The sequence below is a fragment of the Streptomyces sp. DH12 genome (assembly GCF_020873895.1).
Lineage (GTDB): Bacteria > Actinomycetota > Actinomycetes > Streptomycetales > Streptomycetaceae > Streptomyces.
Map to the genome: position 1 here is coordinate 229,064 of NZ_JAHWGT010000002.1, position 16,070 is coordinate 245,133.

General features: G+C 67.3%; 29 protein-coding genes. All 29 read left to right on the forward strand.

Going from position 1 to position 16,070, the window contains the following annotated elements:
• Positions 1–58 precede the first annotated feature (58 nt).
• The 29 genes from LPA54_RS02635 to LPA54_RS02760 all read left to right on the forward strand — a co-directional run bounded on the left by LPA54_RS02635 (position 59) and on the right by LPA54_RS02760 (position 16,015).
• A complete protein-coding gene (locus LPA54_RS02635) occupies positions 59–424 on the forward strand; it encodes a hypothetical protein (RefSeq protein WP_228973417.1) in 366 nt (121 codons plus the stop codon).
• A complete protein-coding gene (locus LPA54_RS02640) occupies positions 421–597 on the forward strand; it encodes a hypothetical protein (protein WP_228973418.1) in 177 nt (58 codons plus the stop codon). The genes LPA54_RS02635 and LPA54_RS02640 overlap by 4 nt, the downstream gene beginning before the upstream one ends.
• Positions 594–899 carry a hypothetical protein gene (locus LPA54_RS02645; protein ID WP_228973419.1) on the forward strand — a complete coding sequence of 102 codons (306 nt, stop codon included), beginning with the start codon at positions 594–596 and terminating at the stop codon, positions 897–899. Before LPA54_RS02640 ends, LPA54_RS02645 begins: the two co-directional genes overlap by 4 nt.
• Entirely contained in the window at positions 896–1,117 is a 222-nt protein-coding gene (locus LPA54_RS02650; protein ID WP_228973420.1) for a hypothetical protein, read from the forward strand. Before LPA54_RS02645 ends, LPA54_RS02650 begins: the two co-directional genes overlap by 4 nt.
• Positions 1,114–1,248, forward strand: a complete 135-nt coding sequence (locus LPA54_RS42165; RefSeq protein ID WP_267486664.1) for a hypothetical protein — start codon at positions 1,114–1,116, stop codon at positions 1,246–1,248. Before LPA54_RS02650 ends, LPA54_RS42165 begins: the two co-directional genes overlap by 4 nt.
• Entirely contained in the window at positions 1,245–1,715 is a 471-nt protein-coding gene (locus tag LPA54_RS02655; protein ID WP_228973421.1) for a hypothetical protein, read from the forward strand. The genes LPA54_RS42165 and LPA54_RS02655 overlap by 4 nt, the downstream gene beginning before the upstream one ends.
• On the forward strand, positions 1,712–2,047 hold the full coding sequence (locus tag LPA54_RS02660) for a hypothetical protein (RefSeq protein ID WP_228973422.1): 336 nt from the start codon (positions 1,712–1,714) through the stop codon (positions 2,045–2,047). The genes LPA54_RS02655 and LPA54_RS02660 overlap by 4 nt, the downstream gene beginning before the upstream one ends.
• Positions 2,047–2,355, forward strand: coding sequence for a hypothetical protein (locus LPA54_RS02665; protein ID WP_228973423.1), 309 nt, complete (start codon positions 2,047–2,049; stop codon positions 2,353–2,355). Before LPA54_RS02660 ends, LPA54_RS02665 begins: the two co-directional genes overlap by 1 nt.
• Entirely contained in the window at positions 2,321–2,908 is a 588-nt protein-coding gene (locus LPA54_RS02670) for a hypothetical protein (RefSeq protein WP_228973424.1), read from the forward strand. The genes LPA54_RS02665 and LPA54_RS02670 overlap by 35 nt, the downstream gene beginning before the upstream one ends.
• A complete protein-coding gene (locus tag LPA54_RS02675; protein ID WP_228973425.1) occupies positions 2,908–3,219 on the forward strand; it encodes a hypothetical protein in 312 nt (103 codons plus the stop codon). The genes LPA54_RS02670 and LPA54_RS02675 overlap by 1 nt, the downstream gene beginning before the upstream one ends.
• Before the next feature lie 299 nt (positions 3,220–3,518).
• On the forward strand, positions 3,519–4,235 hold the full coding sequence (locus tag LPA54_RS02680; RefSeq protein ID WP_228973426.1) for a hypothetical protein: 717 nt from the start codon (positions 3,519–3,521) through the stop codon (positions 4,233–4,235).
• Between the two features lie 88 nt (positions 4,236–4,323).
• On the forward strand, positions 4,324–4,830 hold the full coding sequence (locus LPA54_RS02685) for a DNA cytosine methyltransferase (protein WP_228973427.1): 507 nt from the start codon (positions 4,324–4,326) through the stop codon (positions 4,828–4,830).
• A 166-nt stretch (positions 4,831–4,996) separates the two neighbouring features.
• Entirely contained in the window at positions 4,997–5,524 is a 528-nt protein-coding gene (locus LPA54_RS02690) for a DNA cytosine methyltransferase (RefSeq protein WP_228973531.1), read from the forward strand.
• Positions 5,517–5,792, forward strand: a complete 276-nt coding sequence (locus LPA54_RS02695; RefSeq protein ID WP_228973428.1) for a hypothetical protein — start codon at positions 5,517–5,519, stop codon at positions 5,790–5,792. The genes LPA54_RS02690 and LPA54_RS02695 overlap by 8 nt, the downstream gene beginning before the upstream one ends.
• Positions 5,789–6,535: a phiSA1p31-related protein gene (locus LPA54_RS42815; RefSeq protein WP_228973429.1), complete on the forward strand. Its 747-nt coding sequence runs from the start codon at positions 5,789–5,791 to the stop codon at positions 6,533–6,535. The genes LPA54_RS02695 and LPA54_RS42815 overlap by 4 nt, the downstream gene beginning before the upstream one ends.
• 68 nt (positions 6,536–6,603) lie before the next feature.
• Positions 6,604–6,792 carry a hypothetical protein gene (locus tag LPA54_RS02705; protein ID WP_228973430.1) on the forward strand — a complete coding sequence of 63 codons (189 nt, stop codon included), beginning with the start codon at positions 6,604–6,606 and terminating at the stop codon, positions 6,790–6,792.
• Positions 6,793–6,806: 14 nt separating this feature from the next.
• The gene (locus LPA54_RS02710) at positions 6,807–7,220 is read left to right on the forward strand and encodes a phiSA1p31-related protein (RefSeq protein WP_228973431.1); all 414 of its coding nucleotides are present in this window, start codon (positions 6,807–6,809) and stop codon (positions 7,218–7,220) included.
• Between the two features lie 8 nt (positions 7,221–7,228).
• The gene (locus LPA54_RS02715; protein ID WP_228973432.1) at positions 7,229–7,414 is read left to right on the forward strand and encodes a hypothetical protein; all 186 of its coding nucleotides are present in this window, start codon (positions 7,229–7,231) and stop codon (positions 7,412–7,414) included.
• Positions 7,414–7,689, forward strand: a complete 276-nt coding sequence (locus LPA54_RS02720) for a hypothetical protein (RefSeq protein WP_228973433.1) — start codon at positions 7,414–7,416, stop codon at positions 7,687–7,689. The genes LPA54_RS02715 and LPA54_RS02720 overlap by 1 nt, the downstream gene beginning before the upstream one ends.
• Positions 7,689–7,970: a hypothetical protein gene (locus tag LPA54_RS02725; RefSeq protein ID WP_228973434.1), complete on the forward strand. Its 282-nt coding sequence runs from the start codon at positions 7,689–7,691 to the stop codon at positions 7,968–7,970. The genes LPA54_RS02720 and LPA54_RS02725 overlap by 1 nt, the downstream gene beginning before the upstream one ends.
• Positions 7,967–8,098 carry a hypothetical protein gene (locus LPA54_RS42175; protein WP_267486665.1) on the forward strand — a complete coding sequence of 44 codons (132 nt, stop codon included), beginning with the start codon at positions 7,967–7,969 and terminating at the stop codon, positions 8,096–8,098. The genes LPA54_RS02725 and LPA54_RS42175 overlap by 4 nt, the downstream gene beginning before the upstream one ends.
• A gap of 223 nt (positions 8,099–8,321) precedes the next feature.
• Complete coding sequence (locus tag LPA54_RS02730) at positions 8,322–8,729, forward strand: hypothetical protein (RefSeq protein WP_228973435.1); 408 nt, start codon at positions 8,322–8,324, stop codon at positions 8,727–8,729.
• 151 nt (positions 8,730–8,880) lie between these two features.
• Positions 8,881–9,060 (forward strand): hypothetical protein, encoded by a 180-nt coding sequence (locus tag LPA54_RS02735; protein ID WP_228973436.1) that lies wholly within the window; start codon positions 8,881–8,883, stop codon positions 9,058–9,060.
• A 201-nt stretch (positions 9,061–9,261) separates the two neighbouring features.
• Positions 9,262–11,757, forward strand: a complete 2,496-nt coding sequence (locus LPA54_RS02740) for a phage/plasmid primase, P4 family (RefSeq protein ID WP_228973437.1) — start codon at positions 9,262–9,264, stop codon at positions 11,755–11,757.
• The gene (locus LPA54_RS02745) at positions 11,754–13,679 is read left to right on the forward strand and encodes a DNA polymerase (RefSeq protein ID WP_228973438.1); all 1,926 of its coding nucleotides are present in this window, start codon (positions 11,754–11,756) and stop codon (positions 13,677–13,679) included. The genes LPA54_RS02740 and LPA54_RS02745 overlap by 4 nt, the downstream gene beginning before the upstream one ends.
• A 119-nt stretch (positions 13,680–13,798) precedes the next feature.
• The gene (locus LPA54_RS42995) at positions 13,799–14,059 is read left to right on the forward strand and encodes an HNH endonuclease (protein WP_368857858.1); all 261 of its coding nucleotides are present in this window, start codon (positions 13,799–13,801) and stop codon (positions 14,057–14,059) included.
• A gap of 621 nt (positions 14,060–14,680) precedes the next feature.
• Positions 14,681–14,899, forward strand: a complete 219-nt coding sequence (locus tag LPA54_RS02750; protein WP_228973439.1) for a hypothetical protein — start codon at positions 14,681–14,683, stop codon at positions 14,897–14,899.
• 162 nt (positions 14,900–15,061) lie between these two features.
• Positions 15,062–15,832 (forward strand): sigma-70 family RNA polymerase sigma factor, encoded by a 771-nt coding sequence (locus tag LPA54_RS02755; RefSeq protein ID WP_228973440.1) that lies wholly within the window; start codon positions 15,062–15,064, stop codon positions 15,830–15,832.
• Between the two features lie 36 nt (positions 15,833–15,868).
• Positions 15,869–16,015: a hypothetical protein gene (locus tag LPA54_RS02760; RefSeq protein ID WP_228973441.1), complete on the forward strand. Its 147-nt coding sequence runs from the start codon at positions 15,869–15,871 to the stop codon at positions 16,013–16,015.
• The last annotated feature ends 55 nt before the right edge of the window (positions 16,016–16,070 follow it).

A 16,070-nucleotide genomic window follows, 5' to 3' on the forward strand; every position in this document is an offset into this window, starting at 1 on the left:
ACCCTTCGCCCCCGGCTGCTTCGGCACCGGGGGCTTTGGGCGTAGGAGAGGAGATCACATGAGCACCCCTGCACAGCGAGAGTTGCATCACTGGATCACTCAGGCCGGCCGTTCGGACGCTGACATCGTCGCCGCGAGGCTGTATGCGGCCATCGCGAAAGAGGCTGTCGACGTCGAGCACCTTAAGCAGCGCGCGGAGGTCACGAACGCCGCCCTCGTCGACGAGTACCGCGGAGAAGCGGACGCCCGCCGCGCGGTCCTGCGAGTGCTCCAGTCGTTCACTAGCGGCCGTAACGACGACACCGCCCGCCGCGTCTACGCCACGATCAGCCGCTTCAACCTGGGCGAGATGTTCCGCCCCGGAGGCGGTGCCGACCGCTACCTGATCCCTGCCGAGCTGACGAACGAGGAGAGCCCCGCATGAAGCGCTCATTCACTGTTTACACCGCCAGCGGCTACGCCGTGAGCGTCCGACCGCTGGGCGGGGACATGTACGACCTCGACGTGAAGGACGCGGCTGGCGAGACGATCGCCACCGTGGAGATGTCCGGCGACGCGCTCCGTGTGCTGCAGGCGGGAATGGAGGCCGTGGCATGAGCCGCTTGCAGCGCGAGTCGCTGGCGAAGTACCCGACTCCGCCGACGACACCCCTGGAGGCGCTGGCGCACGTACTGGCGATCTACGAGGACTCGCCGGATGACATGGTCATCCTGACGGCAACGCGGAACATCTACCCGGAGGCACCGTTCACGGGCCTTCGACTCGGCGACCTCCGGCGCCTGCTGGACGACCACGCCCACGAGCTCGCGGAGAAGATCCGCAGCCAGCCCATGGCGGTCGGCTTCGAGGATGGCGCATGGGAAGCCGCCAGCCTGATCGACCCGGAGGTGACGTCATGAGCGCGTGGGCGGAGCTTGTCAGTCGCGACGGATCCGATGAATGGCTGGAGCTGTGCAGTCGAGCGCTGGAGGAGGTACAGCGCGAGACGTCGCGGAGGAACGCGGAGAAGATCCGGGAAAGCACCTTGCACCTCGCCGGAACGGTCACCGGGGATTCGGTCCGGAGGGTTGTCAACGAGCTGGCCGCCGACCTCATCGACCCGGAGGTGTCGAAGTGACCGGACTCACCGAATGTGAACACGACTGGTTCACGTCCGAGGGCTGGAACGCCCGGTGCCAGAAGTGCCAGGGAGCGGGAGCGGTCATCCCGACAAGCGACGGGGACGTGATCGTGGAGGTGTCCGAGTGAGTGACCACATTGGCCGTAGCTGGGCGGGCACTGACCTAGAGGACTGCTGCCCGTGCCCCAAGCAGCTGTGCGGGCTCGTCGCACGGGACAACGTCGTTGACGAGTGCGAGCAGCACCCGCCGACGCGTGCGAAGACGATCCGGCAGAGCCACACGGCTGACGACTGCCCTGGCCGTCGCGTCCACCCTGCCGGCGAGGGGCCCGCGGCGTACGCGGCGCGGCTGCGCGTGATGGCTGAGGCAGCGGAGGAGGAGAAGGGCTACGTCTCCGTGGGCCTCTTCGACGCCCTCGACGACTACCGCCGGGCGGTACAGCGGGAGTACGCCCACGAGCTGGCGGAGCGGATCCGCGTGAACGCTCGGGAGCGACACGATCGCGACTTCAGCGACAACCGCGTCTTCCGGCTCACGGGCGCCCGGTGGGCCGCTGACTTGATCGACTCGGAGACGGCAGAGGAGACACGATGATGCAGTTCCGCGACAAGGACGGAGACGTCTGGGAGTCGGACGGCGAAGGCCGCCTGCGGTGTGTCCGGGCGAACGACCCCGATGACGTCGGCCTGGATCTTTCCGCGGCTGACGTGGATGAGGACTACGGCCCCCTGACCCCCGCTGCGGAAGAGCCCTCGGAAACCCCCTCAGCGCCCGTCTCGCCGCTCTTCAGCGCTGACCACGTCCTGAGCCGCGCGAGTGTCTTTCAGAGCGCTCACGCGCTCGTCACGGGTCTCGCGTGGGGCGAGGAGCAGAAGCCGAGCGTGTACGACGTGCTGCAGGTGGCGCGATTCCTGGAGGAGAGCTGATGAGCATGCGTGAACTCGTGGCTGCCGGCGCGCCGGAGCTGCCGCCCGGCTACTTCTACCGGGTGCGGAGCGAGTCGTCGTTCGGACTGCTGAAGGTGGAGCTTCGTCGACAGGGGCGTTGGTTCTCCACGGCTGTGGAGAACACCTACGTCCGACCCGCGGACTACGCGACGGTGGAACGCGCCGTTGTGGATGCGTGCTCCCGAGTCGTGGAGTGGTGGGGCGGCCGACAGGCCGACGCACGAGCGATGGAGGAGTCACAGAAGTTCATCGGTGACCACGACCCGAGGGGCGGTCGGCATGGCTGACTGGGCTGCAATGGTGGAAGCGCGAGACGCGAAGATCGAGCGACTGAGAGAGCTCCTTCAGTACGAGAACCAGCGCGCTGACGCCGCCATCGATCGGGAGGAGACTGCGGAGAAGGCCGCAGAGGAGGCGCAAGCGGAGGTAGAGCGTCTGGCGTCGCTCGCCGGTTACTGGGAGCACCGGGCGGAGGAGTCGGCGGAGGAGGCAGCGCAGCTCCGGAGCGCGTGGAAGGTCTCCCACGCAACAGGCGAGTCGTACCGGCGAATCACTCGAGACCTGAACGAGACGGTTCGGGAACTGCTCAGTGCACTTACGGGGCGTACCTCCGAGCGCGACCGCTACCGTCTCGCCTGGCTCTCCGCCCGTCGACGTGCCGCGGACGAAGCAAATTTCGCCACGGAGGCGCTGGAGATCCGTGACGCCCACATCGCCCGTCTTGAGGCGCAGCTCCGGGACCTCCGTGAGTCGACTCACGCACCTCCGCGCCTAGTGGCCGCCGGCTCCACGGACGACGGTGACGAGGTTTGGCGCCTGGCGGAACGGGAGGGACGCTGATGGGCTGGGCTAGCGCTAGCCGCATCTTCGAGCCAGCGGCGGACGCCATGCTCCGAACGGGGGCAACCGCTGCGCAGAAGACGGAGGTTCTGAGCGCGCTCGTTAAGGCGCTGCTGGAGGGCGACTGGGACACAGCGGAGGAGAGCCTCGGGCTATACGAGGACGATCCCGCCATCGTGGAGGCGTTCCGACGTCACGGGATCGTCGTGGAGTGCGGCGCCGAGCGTGATCTCCTCAGCGGCTGGAGCGTCTGTCAAGAGGAGCGCGGTCACGTCGGCTGCCACCGCGACTGGCAGGGACGGGAGTGGTGACCCCGCGGGCACGCTGGGGCGCCGTCTGGGCAGGCTGGGCCGCGTACTTCGCCGTGGCGGAGTGGGCCGCTCTGCGATCGGGGCACCCAGATGCCCCGCTGTCGTCGCACCTGCGCTACGTGCTGGGCGTGCGCAAGCGCTCGGTGCACACCCGCGCCGGTCAGGTGGCGGCCGTGGCTGGCGCTGTCTGGCTGGCCGACCACCTCTACCGAGATTGACTGTCACAACCGGGCGCCCCCTGTCCATAACTAGGGTGCGGGACCGAATGGGCCCCCTAGTCACGTAAAGGACTCACGAAAATGGCAAACAATCTGCGCCGCCTCTGGGACACCGACCCCGACGCCGCTCCCAAGAAGCGAACCTTCTCCGACGACTTCGTCGGCCGCTTCCGCTCCGGTCGGCTCGTCGGCAAGCAGCCGGAAAGCCTGTCCGCCTGGCGGGTCACCACGGGGGACCCCACGGTTGCCGCGGAGATCGCTCGCCTGATGGGCGGCGAGCCGGAGGAGTGGGACACGGACAAGGAGGACAACCTCGAAGTGCTCACCGACTCCCCGTCGGTGGAGATCATCATCGAGTCGTCCGACAAGATCGATGCGAGCATGAAGCTCTTCGGCCTCCAGGGTCTCGCGCATCACTGCGACGGCGTTGAGCTCCTCTCGCCCGACGAGGACAAGGGCGAGCCGTGCGGCTGCCCGCCGCTGCTGCAGGACCGCAAGGACAAGGCCCGGTCGGGCCGGGGGCCGAAGCCGTCCATCGATGTCGCGTTCCGCCTGACGGCGGCGCCGGATCTGGGGCTCTTCCGCTTCAACTCCGGCTCGTGGGAGCTCGTGAAGATCCTCCACGAGGTGATTGCCGACGTCGACGCTTACGACGGCCCCGTCCGCGCGACGCTGACGATCGAGCACGTCAGTTACACCACGAAGGCCGGTCGGGACGTGGCCTACAACAAGCCGGTGATCAGCGTGAAGGGCGCCTACGAGACAGCCGCTCCGGCTGACCTTCCGATGGCCGCCTGACCGACCACGCCGAAGCGCCCGCCTCTCCCGAATAGCGGTCGGGAGGGGCGGGCGTAGTCACGAGTCTACGCACACGAGGAGAGACACGATGCCGATCCTTGAGCTATGCGCCGGCTACGGCGGACTGGGGATGGCGGTGGAGGCCCTGACGGGCGACAGGGTGGCGTACGTCGCGGAGGTCGACGAGGCGGCGTGCAAGATTCTTGCCGTCCGCTACCCCGACGCGCCGAACATCGGCGACATCACGGCGTACGACTGGCGGCAGCTCGTCGGCCAGGTCGACATCATCACGGCGGGATTCCCCTGCCAGGGACTGAGTAACGCTGGCCTTCGGAAGGGACTCGCGGATGAGCGCTCGGGAATCTACGTCCACGTCGTTGAGGCAGTTCGCATCCTTCGACCGCGACTCGTCTTCCTGGAGAACGTCGCGGCCATCCGGTCGCGGGGCCTCGACGTCATCGCCGCGGACCTGGCCGCGATCGGGTATGACCTCCGGTGGACGTGCCTTCGAGCTTCCGACGAGTCTGTTGGATTCGCGCACCACCGAGACCGATGGTTTGGCCTGGCGGTTCCTGCCGACGCCCAAGGCGTCTGACGGCCCCCACGGAGGCCCGAACCAGCGCAGCAGCAAAGGCGAATACGACGCGCTGCCGGGTGCGGTGGTGCATCTGCTTCCCACCCCGACGGCGTCCATGGCGACGCGTGGAGACTGCCCTTCGGAGCGGCGCCGACGATCTCCATTCCTCGGCTCTGTGGTCAACATGCTTCCCACTCCAACGGCGCGCGACTGGAAGAGCGGCGCGTCCAATCTGCACGGGAAGAACAGCCGACCGCTCAGCGAGGTAGTGCTGTTGTTCAAGACCCCGACGGCAAACCTTGGGACGAACGGCGCGGCTCAGCATCCCGACAAGCGCAAGGCTGGAGGACACGGCCCGACGATTGACGACGAAGTCAGCTATCTCCTTCCCGAGCCGACGGAGGAGGTCCAGGACTGGGCAGACTACGAGCCCGCCATCCGACGCCAGGAAGCCGTCACCGGCCGCCAGGCGCCCATCCCCACGGAGGTCGGCCCTCGCGGCGGGCGCAGGCTGACGGCACGATTCGCAGAGTGGCTCATGGGCCTCCCTGACGGGTGGGTGACCGGCGTCCCGGGGCTCACCGCAGGCAAGCGCGACCCGCGGGCGAAGCAACTCCACGCCATCGGCAACGGCGTCTGCCCGCAGCAAGCCTACGAGGCGTATCGACGCCTTCTCACGATGAACGTTCACGCAGAGGAGAGCAATGTCTAAGGCCCGACTCACCGACTTCACCGGAGCGGAGATCCGTCCCGGCTCCGTCATCGCCTACCCGACGCGCCAGGGAAACCGAGTGCGCACGTCGGAGGCCGTCGTCCTGGAGACGATGAGCGACAAGTCCACCGGCCGCGTCGTCCCCATGCTGAAGGTGCGGCCGACGGGGCGTGACTCCGGCTTCATCGCCCGCAAGACGCTCAAGGCTCAGAAGGTCAGCGCGGAGCACGTCGTCGTGATCGGCGAGACGGAGGGGGAGCGGGCGTGAGCGAGTTCAAGGTAGGGGACAAGGTTCGAGTCCTCAGCGGTGGCGAGGGCGTGATCACCTACGGACCGGTGAATAGCACGTTCGGCACCTTCAAGCTGATGGTTGTCAAACAGGACGGGGACGAGGAGCGCGCGTTCAGGGTCAGCGACCTGGAGTCGATCCCGAAGTTCGCCGTCGGCGACCGGGTGAAGAAGCCTGCGACAGGTATCAACGGGATCATCGTTGCCGGCCCGTACACGGCCTGCGACGGGGAGCAATTCTGGGTCGTGGAGGAGCGAGACGGTAGCCACTCGACACCGCGCGAGGATGGCCTCACGCGAGTAGCTGGCGGATGCGTCAATGTCGGCGACCGGGTGCGCGTCGTTGTCGCGGACCCGGAATTTTGCCCTGCCGAGGAGTCGACGTTCGTCGGGCGAGTCGGAACCGTAACTGAACTCAAGAAGGAAATGAGCCTCCCGTACAAGGTTCGCTTCGGCGACGGGCCTCACGGCGCCCCCGACGGATATTGGTGGTGCCAGGAGGTCGAGCTTCTCACCGAGCCGGCCGCAGACACCTACGAGCACGACGGCGTGGTGTACGACCTGAGCGCACGGTACCGCGATGTCGACGGCGATCCCTGGACGTTCAAGCGGTTCGGTACCGACGTACACGGCGGATGCAACGGCCATGAGCCAAAGGACACGTACGACACCCTGGAGATGATCGTCAGGTATTACGGCCCCCTGACCAAGATCATCGACTGACCCGCTCCACCCTCGCCCCCGGCGCCCACGTGGCCCGGGGGCTTTGGGCGTAGGAGGAAGGAGAAGGAATGACCTTCGGTGAACTGCGGCGCCTGATCAACACCATGCCGCTCACAGCGGACAACGATCCCGTGATGTTCCTCGACATGGACGCCGCGTATCTCTACGACATCGATCGTGTTCACCACGACGACGTTCGGCACGACGAGCCCCGAACTGAGGGCGGCACAGTCATGATCTTCGGCCGCGAGCACTGACACGAGGAGAACCCATGGCCACCGCACAGTACGAAACCCGCACGCGCACCGTGGAGGAGACGGTCGTCGTCCTGGAGCTGACGGAGGACGAGGCAGCCGGCCTGCGGGGAGTCCTGGAGTCGCTCGACTACACAGGGAACCTCACGAGCCTGCTGAAGGCGCTCCAGGGGCCGGAGGTGCCGACGCCCACGGACACGTACACGTACGACGGCGTGGTGTACGACTTGAGTGCCCAGTACCGCGATGTCGAAGGCGACATATGGGAGTTCTCGACGGAGCTCAGCGGGCCGGACACGCTGGACCACATGAACGACGGTACGCCGCTGGCACGATTTCGGACGGGCTCCAGCGGGTTCGGCAGGCATTGGACCTTCAGTCTTGCGGAGGTCACTCGGAACTACGGCCCCCTGACCAAGGTCACCGAATGAGCGGCGCCATGCACGTCATCGACGACGCCAACGCCCCCGCCCTTGGCGACATTCGCGACGCCGGCCCGGATGACTGCATCTACATCCGCGCTGCCGCGACCGGGCGGAAGGACTGGCCGAAGTATTGGGAGGCTGCGGGGGTGGCGCTGGCCCGTGGCGCGTTCGTGCACGTGATGAACAGGGAGGAGGTCTGATGGCCCGCCACGCAGGGGACGACGCACAGGCTTTCCGCGCCGTCCTGGAGTACGAGCGGCCGAAGCGAAACCCGGTCCACCACTGGCGCGACAACCCCGACGTGCCGGAGTTCCTCGACGAGTGGGAGACGCGCGTCAGCTACATGGGTCCCTACTCCACGCCGGGCGCGGCGCGCGGGCAGTTCAGCCGGCACCGACGAGACACGCTGTGGGGTGGGGCGCGGCTCGTCAGGGAGTACGTGCAGCGCTCGGAACTGAAGTGGGAGGAGGTCTGATGGTGCGCCAGATGGTAGGCGACGAGCAGCAGATGTACCGCGTCCTCATCGCCCGCCAGCAGCGTCGGGACAACCCCGACTGGGAGCGGGGGAATGTCAACTCCCCACGCTTCTTCTGGGACGGCCCCGAGTGCACCACGGCGTACGGCCCATACAGCACCATCGGCGCCGCCCGCGGACAACTCACCTTCCACACGGTCGACGTCTACGGAGAGACGAAGAAGGGCGTGGTGGACGGGCGGATTCAGCGGGCGCACACGACATGGGAGGACGTTCAGTGACCGACGAGGACAACCTCCGCCGCGTGTGGCCTGCGCCCGACTCGGAGCCGGTGAGCTTCGACAAGCCTGCCTGCGTGTACGCCTCATGGATAACGCCGGAGATCATGCGGGAGGTGGAAGAGGGATGACAACGGCTGGTAACGGTCGGCTCGACTGCCATCGCATCTGCTACGCAGGATCGCCGGAAGCCACGGCTGCATGGCTGAAGGAGCGAGGTTACCGGGCAGCGCCCGCGGGCGTGCCTGGGTGCTTTCAGGTGGGCGTTGTGTTCTCCCGGGGTAACGAGCCCGCTCGACTGGCCGTGATGGACGAGACGCTCGTCTTCGACGGCCATGAAGTGACGGTGCACTGATGGCTAACCCCTCGAAGGCCAAGGGCACCACCTGGGAGGCCGCCCTCGTCGCCTACCTCCGCGAGCACCACAACCCCGCCGCTCACCGCAACGTACAGATGGGGCGACTCGACATCGGCGATATTTCCGGTTACTACCTCCACGCCCTGGAGGCGAAAGCGGAGAAATCCATCACGCTCGCCGACTACATCGCGCAGGCTAACCGGGAAGCAGTCCACGCCGGCCAGCCATTCGGCTGCGCGGTCGTCAAGCGGCGCATGAAGGGCACCGCGGACGGCTACGTCGTGCGCGACGTGCGGACGGACGTGCGGTTGATGAACCGCATGAGGGACATGGAGGAGGCGCTTCAGGACGTCGACTACGACCGTTGGCACGACATCGACGCGGAGCACAGGGAGGCAGCGTGAAGCAGTTCGTTTGTACCGACGGGATGACCTGGACCGAACAGCCTGACGGCTCGTATCGCAGCCCTGATCCCGCAGGCGGGTACTGGCGGGAGCCGTCCCTCGACACGTTGGAGCTCTGGGGCGGTCCCCTGAAGCCTGTGGAGGAGGCAGCGTGAAGCAGCGAATCGAGTTCACCGGGGCCGTCGACGTCTACACCGACAAGCCGCTGACGCTGGACGCCGCCGCTCGGTGGGTGGAGGTCGCTCTCCTACGTGGCGACAAGCACGCTGACTCCTACGTCTCGTGGCTGGAGGAGGTCGTGCACGTGAACGAGGTCGACGATGACGCGTAGCTACTCACTTCCGCGACTCTGCCGCTGCGCCAACCCTCGCTGGTCTGACTGGGGTTACCACACTGCACGGGGCGTGTCGCGCCGCTGCCTGACGTGCTGGGGTGTGCAGCCCTTCCGGCGTCGAGTCTGACGACAACCGAACACCGCGCGACAAGGGGCGTCCTACGGGGCGCCCCTTCCGCACGCGAGAGGGGAGAGACCTTGCGACTGACCGACATCCTGGCGCGCTTCGCCGGCATGGAGGAGGACCATGACGGCTATCTGGCCCTGTGTCCCGCGCACCGGGACGTGGACCACCCGTCGCTGAAGATGACCCTGAAGGCAGACGGCACCCTCCTCATGGTTTGCCGAACGGGCTGTGAGACGTCGGCAATCCTACGCGCGGCCCGCCTGAATCCGAGCGACTTGTTCAACGTCGACGGCCAGGGGGCGAAGACGATCAGCGCACGGGCTCCCGAGAGCGTCGGCCCGGGGGAGATCGCCGGCCTGCGCATGTTCGTCGACGAGACGTCGGCCGCCCTTATGGGCTCCCCGCGCGCCACCGACTACCTGATGAACCGCTTCGGCCTGGCGCCGGAGGCGGCGGAGGATCTGGGCGTCGGCTACTCCAACTCGGGCGACCGTACTCAGCCGTGGCTCTCCCGCGGCTTCACCCGCTACCCGCGCCTTACCGTCCCGCTCACCGGGTTCGATGGTGTCGTCCGCGGCCTCCAGGGGCGCGACCTTTCCGGCAAGTGCCCAGCCCGGTGGGTGGGGCTGACGAACGTGGAGGGCCGGACGTGGGCGAAATACGGCGTCATGTGCTCAGGCGCAGGCTTCGACACGGTCCTCATCTGCGAGGGCCCTGGGGACGCCCTGACGGCCGTTGGTGCCGGCTACGACGCCGTTGCCATCCGCGGCGCCGGGCTGGCCCGGAATGCGGCCCTCGTGGAGGAGCTGGCGGGCGGTCTGCGGGACCTGGACGTCGTCATTGCCGGCGACCGGGACCGTGCGGGTGCCGGTTTCACGGACTCCCTCGCCCTCGCTCTCGTCCGCGCGGGCGTCATGGTGCGGCGCCTGGAGCTCCCGCACGACGGCGACGACCTGACTGACTGGCGGGAGCGTGACCCGGAGATGTTCCCCGGGCTGCTGCATGCCGCCGTTCGCGCTGCTGCCGTCGTGGAGGACGAGCGGACGGCGCCCGTGAGTCGACTCACGGAGCCTGAGCCGCCGGCCGACCTCCCCGCGACCGATGCCGCTCTGGCGGAGATGGACCTCAGCGCGCGACAGATGTTCGACGCGACGGACGTCGGCATCGCCGTGCGGCTGAGGGACTTCATGTCTCGCGACGGTGGGGGAGTGCGCTACGCGCCGGGGCTGGGTTTCCTCGTCTGGGACGGCACGGTGTGGGCCCACGGTGACGCGAAGGTGAGGGAGGCCCTGCACCTGATGGGGGCGGAGCTCATCGCGTCGGGCGACGACTCGAACCGGCGCCTGGCCCTGAAGGCGCTGACGAACCGGTCCATCGACGCCGTGATCAAGGAGCTTCCGAGCGTGCCCGGAGTTCCCGCGCGAGCGGACGACTTCGACGCACGGCCGGAGCTCCTGAGCGTGGCGAACGGGACGGTGGATCTGCGCACGGGGGACATTCACCCGCACACCCCGACGGACATGATCACGAAGCGGCTCGATGTCGCGTACCACCCTGACGCGAAGGCGGACCGCTGGGAGCGATTCCTCACGGAAGTCTTTCCCAGCCATCCGGAGCTTCCGGCGTACATGCGGCGCCTCGTCGGCTACGGAATTACCGGGTCGACGGCGGAGGAGTGTTTCGTCTTCCTCCACGGGGACGGCAAGAACGGGAAGTCTAAATTTCTGGGTGCGATTATCGACACATTCAAGGGGGTGACCAAGAGCACCGAGTTCAGCACTTTCGAGGGGCGTGTCAGCGTCGGCCAGGCGTCGCCGGAGGTGGCGGCCCTTCGAGGGGCGCGGCTCGTGACGGCCAGCGAGACGGAGAAATACAGCCGACTTGCTGAGGGTCTCATCAAGCAGCTGACCGGCGGCGACCCGGTGACGTGTCGATTCCTCAACCAGAATCCTTTCACCTACATTCCGTCGTTCCTCCTCCTCGTCGCGGGGAATTACAAGCCCGCCATCCTGAGTCAGGACTACGGAATTTGGCGACGGGTGAAGCTCGTGCCTTTCGAAGCGTCGTTCCGCGGCGACAAGGCGGACACCTCCCTTTCCGCGAAGTTGCGGGCGGAGCGTGAGGGCATCCTCGCGTGGGCCGTCCGCGGGGCCGTGGAGTGGTACGCGCACGGGCTCCAGGAGCCGGCGTCCATCGAGCACGCGACGCAGGACTACCGGGAGTCAGAGGACCGGCTAGGGGAGTTCATCGAGGCTCGCCTCATCCAGGAGCCCGGTGCCCGCGTCGCCCCGATGGAGGTCCGTCGCGCCTACCGCGAGTGGGCGGAGGACGCAGGACTCAGCCGCAAGGAAGTGCTGTCCGGCTGGGCGCTGGGGCTGGAGCTGGAGAGCCGGGGCTTCACGAAGGACAAGCGGCGCGGGCGCTGGGGCTTCAACGGTATCCGCCTGGCGCGCGACGAGGAGATCCAGGCGGCGCAGCGCGTCGCGGACGAGGAGGACGACGGGCCCGCCCCGGCGTCGGCAGGTACGGACATCTTTGGGCAGACACGAGAGGAGGCAGCAGCATGAGGAACTTTCCCTACCGCATAGCCGGCGAGGAGACCGTCACCCGCGTGCCGGACGACGCGAGCGACCTGCGCGACTTCCGCGCGTGGGTGGAGCGCAAGGCGTCGGCCGGCGAGATGGTCGGCGCGGACACCGAGACGACGGGGCTCGACATCTACAGCCCGTCGTACCGGCTCCGTACCGTACAACTCGGCGACGCGCGTGATGCCTGGGTGCTGCAGGTGGAGGACCGCCCGGAGATGCAGGAGGCGGCCCGCTGGGCGCTGCTGACGCTCCCGCGGCTCGTCTTCCATAACGCGGCCTTCGATCTCCTCGTCCTGGACCGCCACCTCCGGTGCCCGCTGGAGACGATGGCGCCCCGGGTGACGGACTCCAAGATCCTGGCCCACCTGTACGACCCGCGACCGAAACACGAAGGCGGCTACGGCCTGGCGCTGAAGGAACTGTGTGCCCGTGACGTCGACCCGTCGGCGCCGGATACACAAGGAGACCTCACGGCTGTTTTTCGCAGCATCGGGGAGACGAAGGCGACTGGCTGGGCGAAGATCGACCTCAGCCACCCGACGTACCTTCAGTACGCTGGCCTTGACGTCATCCTCGTGTCCCGTCTCCTGCCCGTCCTGACGAAGCGGTTGTGCGACGTCGGTGTGAGTCAGCGGCTCGTCGACTTCGAGCATGCCGTCATGGTCGTCTGCGCCAAGCTGGAGCGGCGCGGGATGCGGGTGGATCAGGACTACGTCCGTGGCCTCGTCGACCGCCTGGAAGAGGAGTCAGCGCTCCACGCGGAGAAGGCTGCGCGCTACGGGGTGGTGTCGGTCAACGCGCCCAAGCAAGTGGCTGACGCGCTCGTCGGCATGGGGGAGACGCTGACGGAGCGCACCGACTCCGGCGCGCTGAAGGTCGACAAGTCCATCCTTCTGGACCTGGCCGACCTTGACCAGTCATGGCAGCCGCGCGGGACGCGACGGCCCAACCCCTTGGCGGACGCCGTCCTCCGATCGAAGCGCGCGGGCAAATGGAGGATGTCGTACGGCATTGCCATGCGCGACGGACTGGACGACGCCGGCCGGATTCACCCGAAGATCAACAGCCTTCAGGCGCGGACGGCCCGGATGTCCATCTCCGGGCCTCCGCTCCAGCAGCTCCCGTCGGGGGACTGGACGATCCGTCGGGCGTTGCTGCCGGAGCCGGGGCACCGGATCTTCTCCGTGGACTACTCCGCGGTGGAAATGCGCGTCCTGGCCGCCCTGGCGGACGAGACGGTGATGAAGCGCGCCATCGCGGAGGGGCGCGACCTCCACGGATTCACTGCGGAGCTCATCTACGGGCCCGATTACACGTCCTTCCACCGGAAGCTCTGCAAAGGCGTGGGCTTTGGCAAGGTCTACGGGGGCGGCGCTCTCACACTCAGCCGGCAGACCGGCGCTCCGCTGCCCGACGTGAAGAAAGCCATTGCGGCGTACGACCGGACGTATCGCGGCATCAAGCGGTTCTCCTCCCGACTCCAGCGCGAGGCGCGTGCGGACGGATACATCGTCTGGACTCCCGTCGGCCGGCGGCTGCCGCTGGACCGGGACAGGGTCTACGCGGCGACGAACTACGTGGTGCAGTCGACGGCCCGTGACGTGCTGTGCCAGGCCCTTTTGGACATGGACGCGAAGGGCCTGACGGACTACCTCTATCTCCCGATCCATGACGAGTGCCTCGGGTCGGCGCCGGAGGACGTGGCGGAAGACGTGGCCGCAGAAGTCGGCACGGCCATGGCCATGGATTTCTTCGGTGTCCCGCTCGACACGGACCCCGAGGTGGGCGGCTACTCCTGGGGCTCCCTCTACATGAAGAAGGCACACACGATGATCGAACACGACCCTTGGTATGCGGCGCACCCCGACGAGGCGCATGCCGCGGAGGAGCGTCGGCGGTGACGCCCGCGCGCGGGCCGGTGCCGATCCCGGGCAGGGCGACGGGCCTTCGACGGGGCGTGGCGGAAATGCGTCCCATGACGACCCGCCAGGTGTTCCGTCTCCCGCACACCACGCCCCCCATGCGCCCGCCGGAGCCGCCCCGCGGGCCCTCCCACCGTGACGTACTGCGACGGTGGGAGGAGCTGGAATGGTGGACCTGCACCTACTGTGACCGCGACTTCGGCCCATCGGTCGTAGCAGAGGTGGACCATGTTCGTCCGCTTGCGCACGGGGGTCTTCACGAGTGGGGCAACCTTGTGCCCGCCTGCCGGGACTGCAACCGGGCCAAGAGTGACTCGGACGTCGTCAGTTGGCTCGCCGCTCACCTGCGGTGGTTGTAGCCGTGCGCAACGCTACGAGCGCGTAGGGATCCTCCACGCCGCCCGCTCAGTCGACACGAGATTCACACAAGTAACAATCAAATAACGCAAGGTCGTTGCTTCTTAAATTATGGCGGACGGCATAACGCGAGGTGAGGTGGGGTGGCCGCCATGACGGATGTCGAGCGGCAAATGTGAGGGTACGACAAATCGGTACAGAAGGGCCCGCGTTGGGCCCTGTTTTCGGTCCATTGGCAATTGCCGGAGGGGTGCCCGTGACGTACAGTCCTGACTCAGTCGCACAAGGACGCGAGCGGCTCGTGAGTCTCCTGGGAGCGCTACAGCGTGACACGGAGGAACTCACCCGCATGGTGTCCGTGTACGACGACGCGATCAACATGCCGGGACGTGTCCCAGAGGTGGACGACGGTACCGGCCGACGAGCCACGAGCGGCCCCACCCGCCCGACGGAGCGCACTGCGCTGGACGAGAGCCGGCAGGCGCTCACACGTGAATTCCAAAGCGACGCTGCACGGATGCTGCCCTACGCGGTGGCGGTCGTGCGCGGCGTCATAGCCTCGATGGACAGGACCCTGGCCCGCTGGGAAGGGGAGGAGCCTGTCCACGATACGGGGGGTATCCGTGGACATGATCACCGGGCCGCAGGCGACTCCGGAGCAGATTGGTGACCTGAGCGAGCGTGCCGGCGTCTACGGCGCCCGCATGGCGACCGACACCGATTTCGCCTGGACCGCCGTGACGCGGCTGCTGCGCCTCACGGGGTGGGACACGTGCCCGCTCTCCCTCGCCGACGTCGGCATTGCTGTCGCGCTGGCGATCCCCATCGTCGACCTGACGTAGATCTAGCGCTCCGTGAGTCGACTCACGGAGCCCATTCAACCACCTGCCCCACGACCGGTGGGGCATGTAGTGGCTCAGGTCACAAATCTCGCTGTCACATCTGCTCTCCACCTGCCCATAACTAAATCGAGTCGCGCTAGTCACTCGTGAGGGGAACGAACGATGGCCAAGAAAGTTACGCCCGAGCTCATCGCGTCCGCACAGGCCGGTGACAAGGACGCCATGTGGGACATCGTCCAGGCGCACGAGGGCGTCATCCGCGGCATTGTGCGGTCGGTGGCCCCCGCGTCCAAGGAGGAGGACGCCGAGGATCTGCGCCAGGAAGCGACGGCGCAGCTCATCAAGCACGTGTACGACTACCGTACCGACCAGAGTGCGGCCTCTCTGACCACCTACGTGCACCAGCGCATCCGCAGCGCCGTAGCACACGAGTGGGCGCGCATGCGGGCGCCCCTCACAGTGCACGCCGGGACGATACTGCGCGTCCGTCGGGCGCTCGCCGAAACGGCCGGCGACATCGAGGCGGCTTGGGCGCTGCTGGTGGAGACCTCCACGCCGAGCACCACGATCTCGCGTGCGTCGTTCATGTCAGCGCTGGAAGCGATGACTGAGGGCGTCTCTCTCGACGCCATCGCGGCACCGGGTACCTACTCGGGCGCCGACGGGAGGCTTAACCTGGCGGAGCTCATCCCTGACCCTGACGACACCCCCGACTCGCTCGACCGACGCGAGCTTGCGCGGTGGCTGCTGAACAAAGTGAAGCCGCGCGAGTCGCTCTCTCTGAGTCTCTACTACGGCATCGGCATGCAGCGCGCCGAGGACCGGGAGGCCGCCGACATCGTGGGGGTCACGCCGCCCAACCTTCGGCAGATCCGCCGGCGGGGCGTGGACCACGCTCGGACCGTCGCCACCGCGTACGGCGTGAGTGCCTAGCTCAGTCGAGTCTCACTCTCGAAAGGATCAACAGCCATGCCCCGATTCCCCTCCCTCGACTCCTACGACCTCCAGGGCATCCGCCCCGACGAGGCCGCCCTCTGGGGCGACGACGTCCGATACGCCGTCGACGACCTGGATGTCACGGAGTTGTACGAGAGCGCGGAGAGCCTCGTCGACTAGCTCCGTGAGTCGACTCACGGAGCCTCACGTTAGCCACTCACGAAGAGGAGAGAAC

What these genes read in the sequence shown, in the direction of transcription:
- LPA54_RS02635 (WP_228973417.1), top strand. Translation starts at nt 59, where the DNA reads ATGAGCACCCCTGCACAGCGAGAGTTGCATCACTGGATCACTCAGGCC.
- LPA54_RS02640 (WP_228973418.1), top strand. Translation starts at nt 421, where the DNA reads ATGAAGCGCTCATTCACTGTTTACACCGCCAGCGGCTACGCCGTGAGC.
- LPA54_RS02645 (WP_228973419.1), top strand. Translation starts at nt 594, where the DNA reads ATGAGCCGCTTGCAGCGCGAGTCGCTGGCGAAGTACCCGACTCCGCCG.
- LPA54_RS02650 (WP_228973420.1), top strand. Translation starts at nt 896, where the DNA reads ATGAGCGCGTGGGCGGAGCTTGTCAGTCGCGACGGATCCGATGAATGG.
- LPA54_RS02660 (WP_228973422.1), top strand. Translation starts at nt 1,712, where the DNA reads ATGATGCAGTTCCGCGACAAGGACGGAGACGTCTGGGAGTCGGACGGC.
- LPA54_RS02665 (WP_228973423.1), top strand. Translation starts at nt 2,047, where the DNA reads ATGAGCATGCGTGAACTCGTGGCTGCCGGCGCGCCGGAGCTGCCGCCC.
- LPA54_RS02675 (WP_228973425.1), top strand. Translation starts at nt 2,908, where the DNA reads ATGGGCTGGGCTAGCGCTAGCCGCATCTTCGAGCCAGCGGCGGACGCC.
- LPA54_RS02680 (WP_228973426.1), top strand. Translation starts at nt 3,519, where the DNA reads ATGGCAAACAATCTGCGCCGCCTCTGGGACACCGACCCCGACGCCGCT.
- LPA54_RS02685 (WP_228973427.1), top strand. Translation starts at nt 4,324, where the DNA reads ATGCCGATCCTTGAGCTATGCGCCGGCTACGGCGGACTGGGGATGGCG.
- LPA54_RS02690 (WP_228973531.1), top strand. Translation starts at nt 4,997, where the DNA reads ATGCTTCCCACTCCAACGGCGCGCGACTGGAAGAGCGGCGCGTCCAAT.
- LPA54_RS02695 (WP_228973428.1), top strand. Translation starts at nt 5,517, where the DNA reads ATGTCTAAGGCCCGACTCACCGACTTCACCGGAGCGGAGATCCGTCCC.
- LPA54_RS02705 (WP_228973430.1), top strand. Translation starts at nt 6,604, where the DNA reads ATGACCTTCGGTGAACTGCGGCGCCTGATCAACACCATGCCGCTCACA.
- LPA54_RS02710 (WP_228973431.1), top strand. Translation starts at nt 6,807, where the DNA reads ATGGCCACCGCACAGTACGAAACCCGCACGCGCACCGTGGAGGAGACG.
- LPA54_RS02715 (WP_228973432.1), top strand. Translation starts at nt 7,229, where the DNA reads ATGCACGTCATCGACGACGCCAACGCCCCCGCCCTTGGCGACATTCGC.
- LPA54_RS02720 (WP_228973433.1), top strand. Translation starts at nt 7,414, where the DNA reads ATGGCCCGCCACGCAGGGGACGACGCACAGGCTTTCCGCGCCGTCCTG.
- LPA54_RS02725 (WP_228973434.1), top strand. Translation starts at nt 7,689, where the DNA reads ATGGTGCGCCAGATGGTAGGCGACGAGCAGCAGATGTACCGCGTCCTC.
- LPA54_RS02730 (WP_228973435.1), top strand. Translation starts at nt 8,322, where the DNA reads ATGGCTAACCCCTCGAAGGCCAAGGGCACCACCTGGGAGGCCGCCCTC.
- LPA54_RS02745 (WP_228973438.1), top strand. Translation starts at nt 11,754, where the DNA reads ATGAGGAACTTTCCCTACCGCATAGCCGGCGAGGAGACCGTCACCCGC.
- LPA54_RS42995 (WP_368857858.1), top strand. Translation starts at nt 13,799, where the DNA reads ATGCGCCCGCCGGAGCCGCCCCGCGGGCCCTCCCACCGTGACGTACTG.
- LPA54_RS02755 (WP_228973440.1), top strand. Translation starts at nt 15,062, where the DNA reads ATGGCCAAGAAAGTTACGCCCGAGCTCATCGCGTCCGCACAGGCCGGT.
- LPA54_RS02760 (WP_228973441.1), top strand. Translation starts at nt 15,869, where the DNA reads ATGCCCCGATTCCCCTCCCTCGACTCCTACGACCTCCAGGGCATCCGC.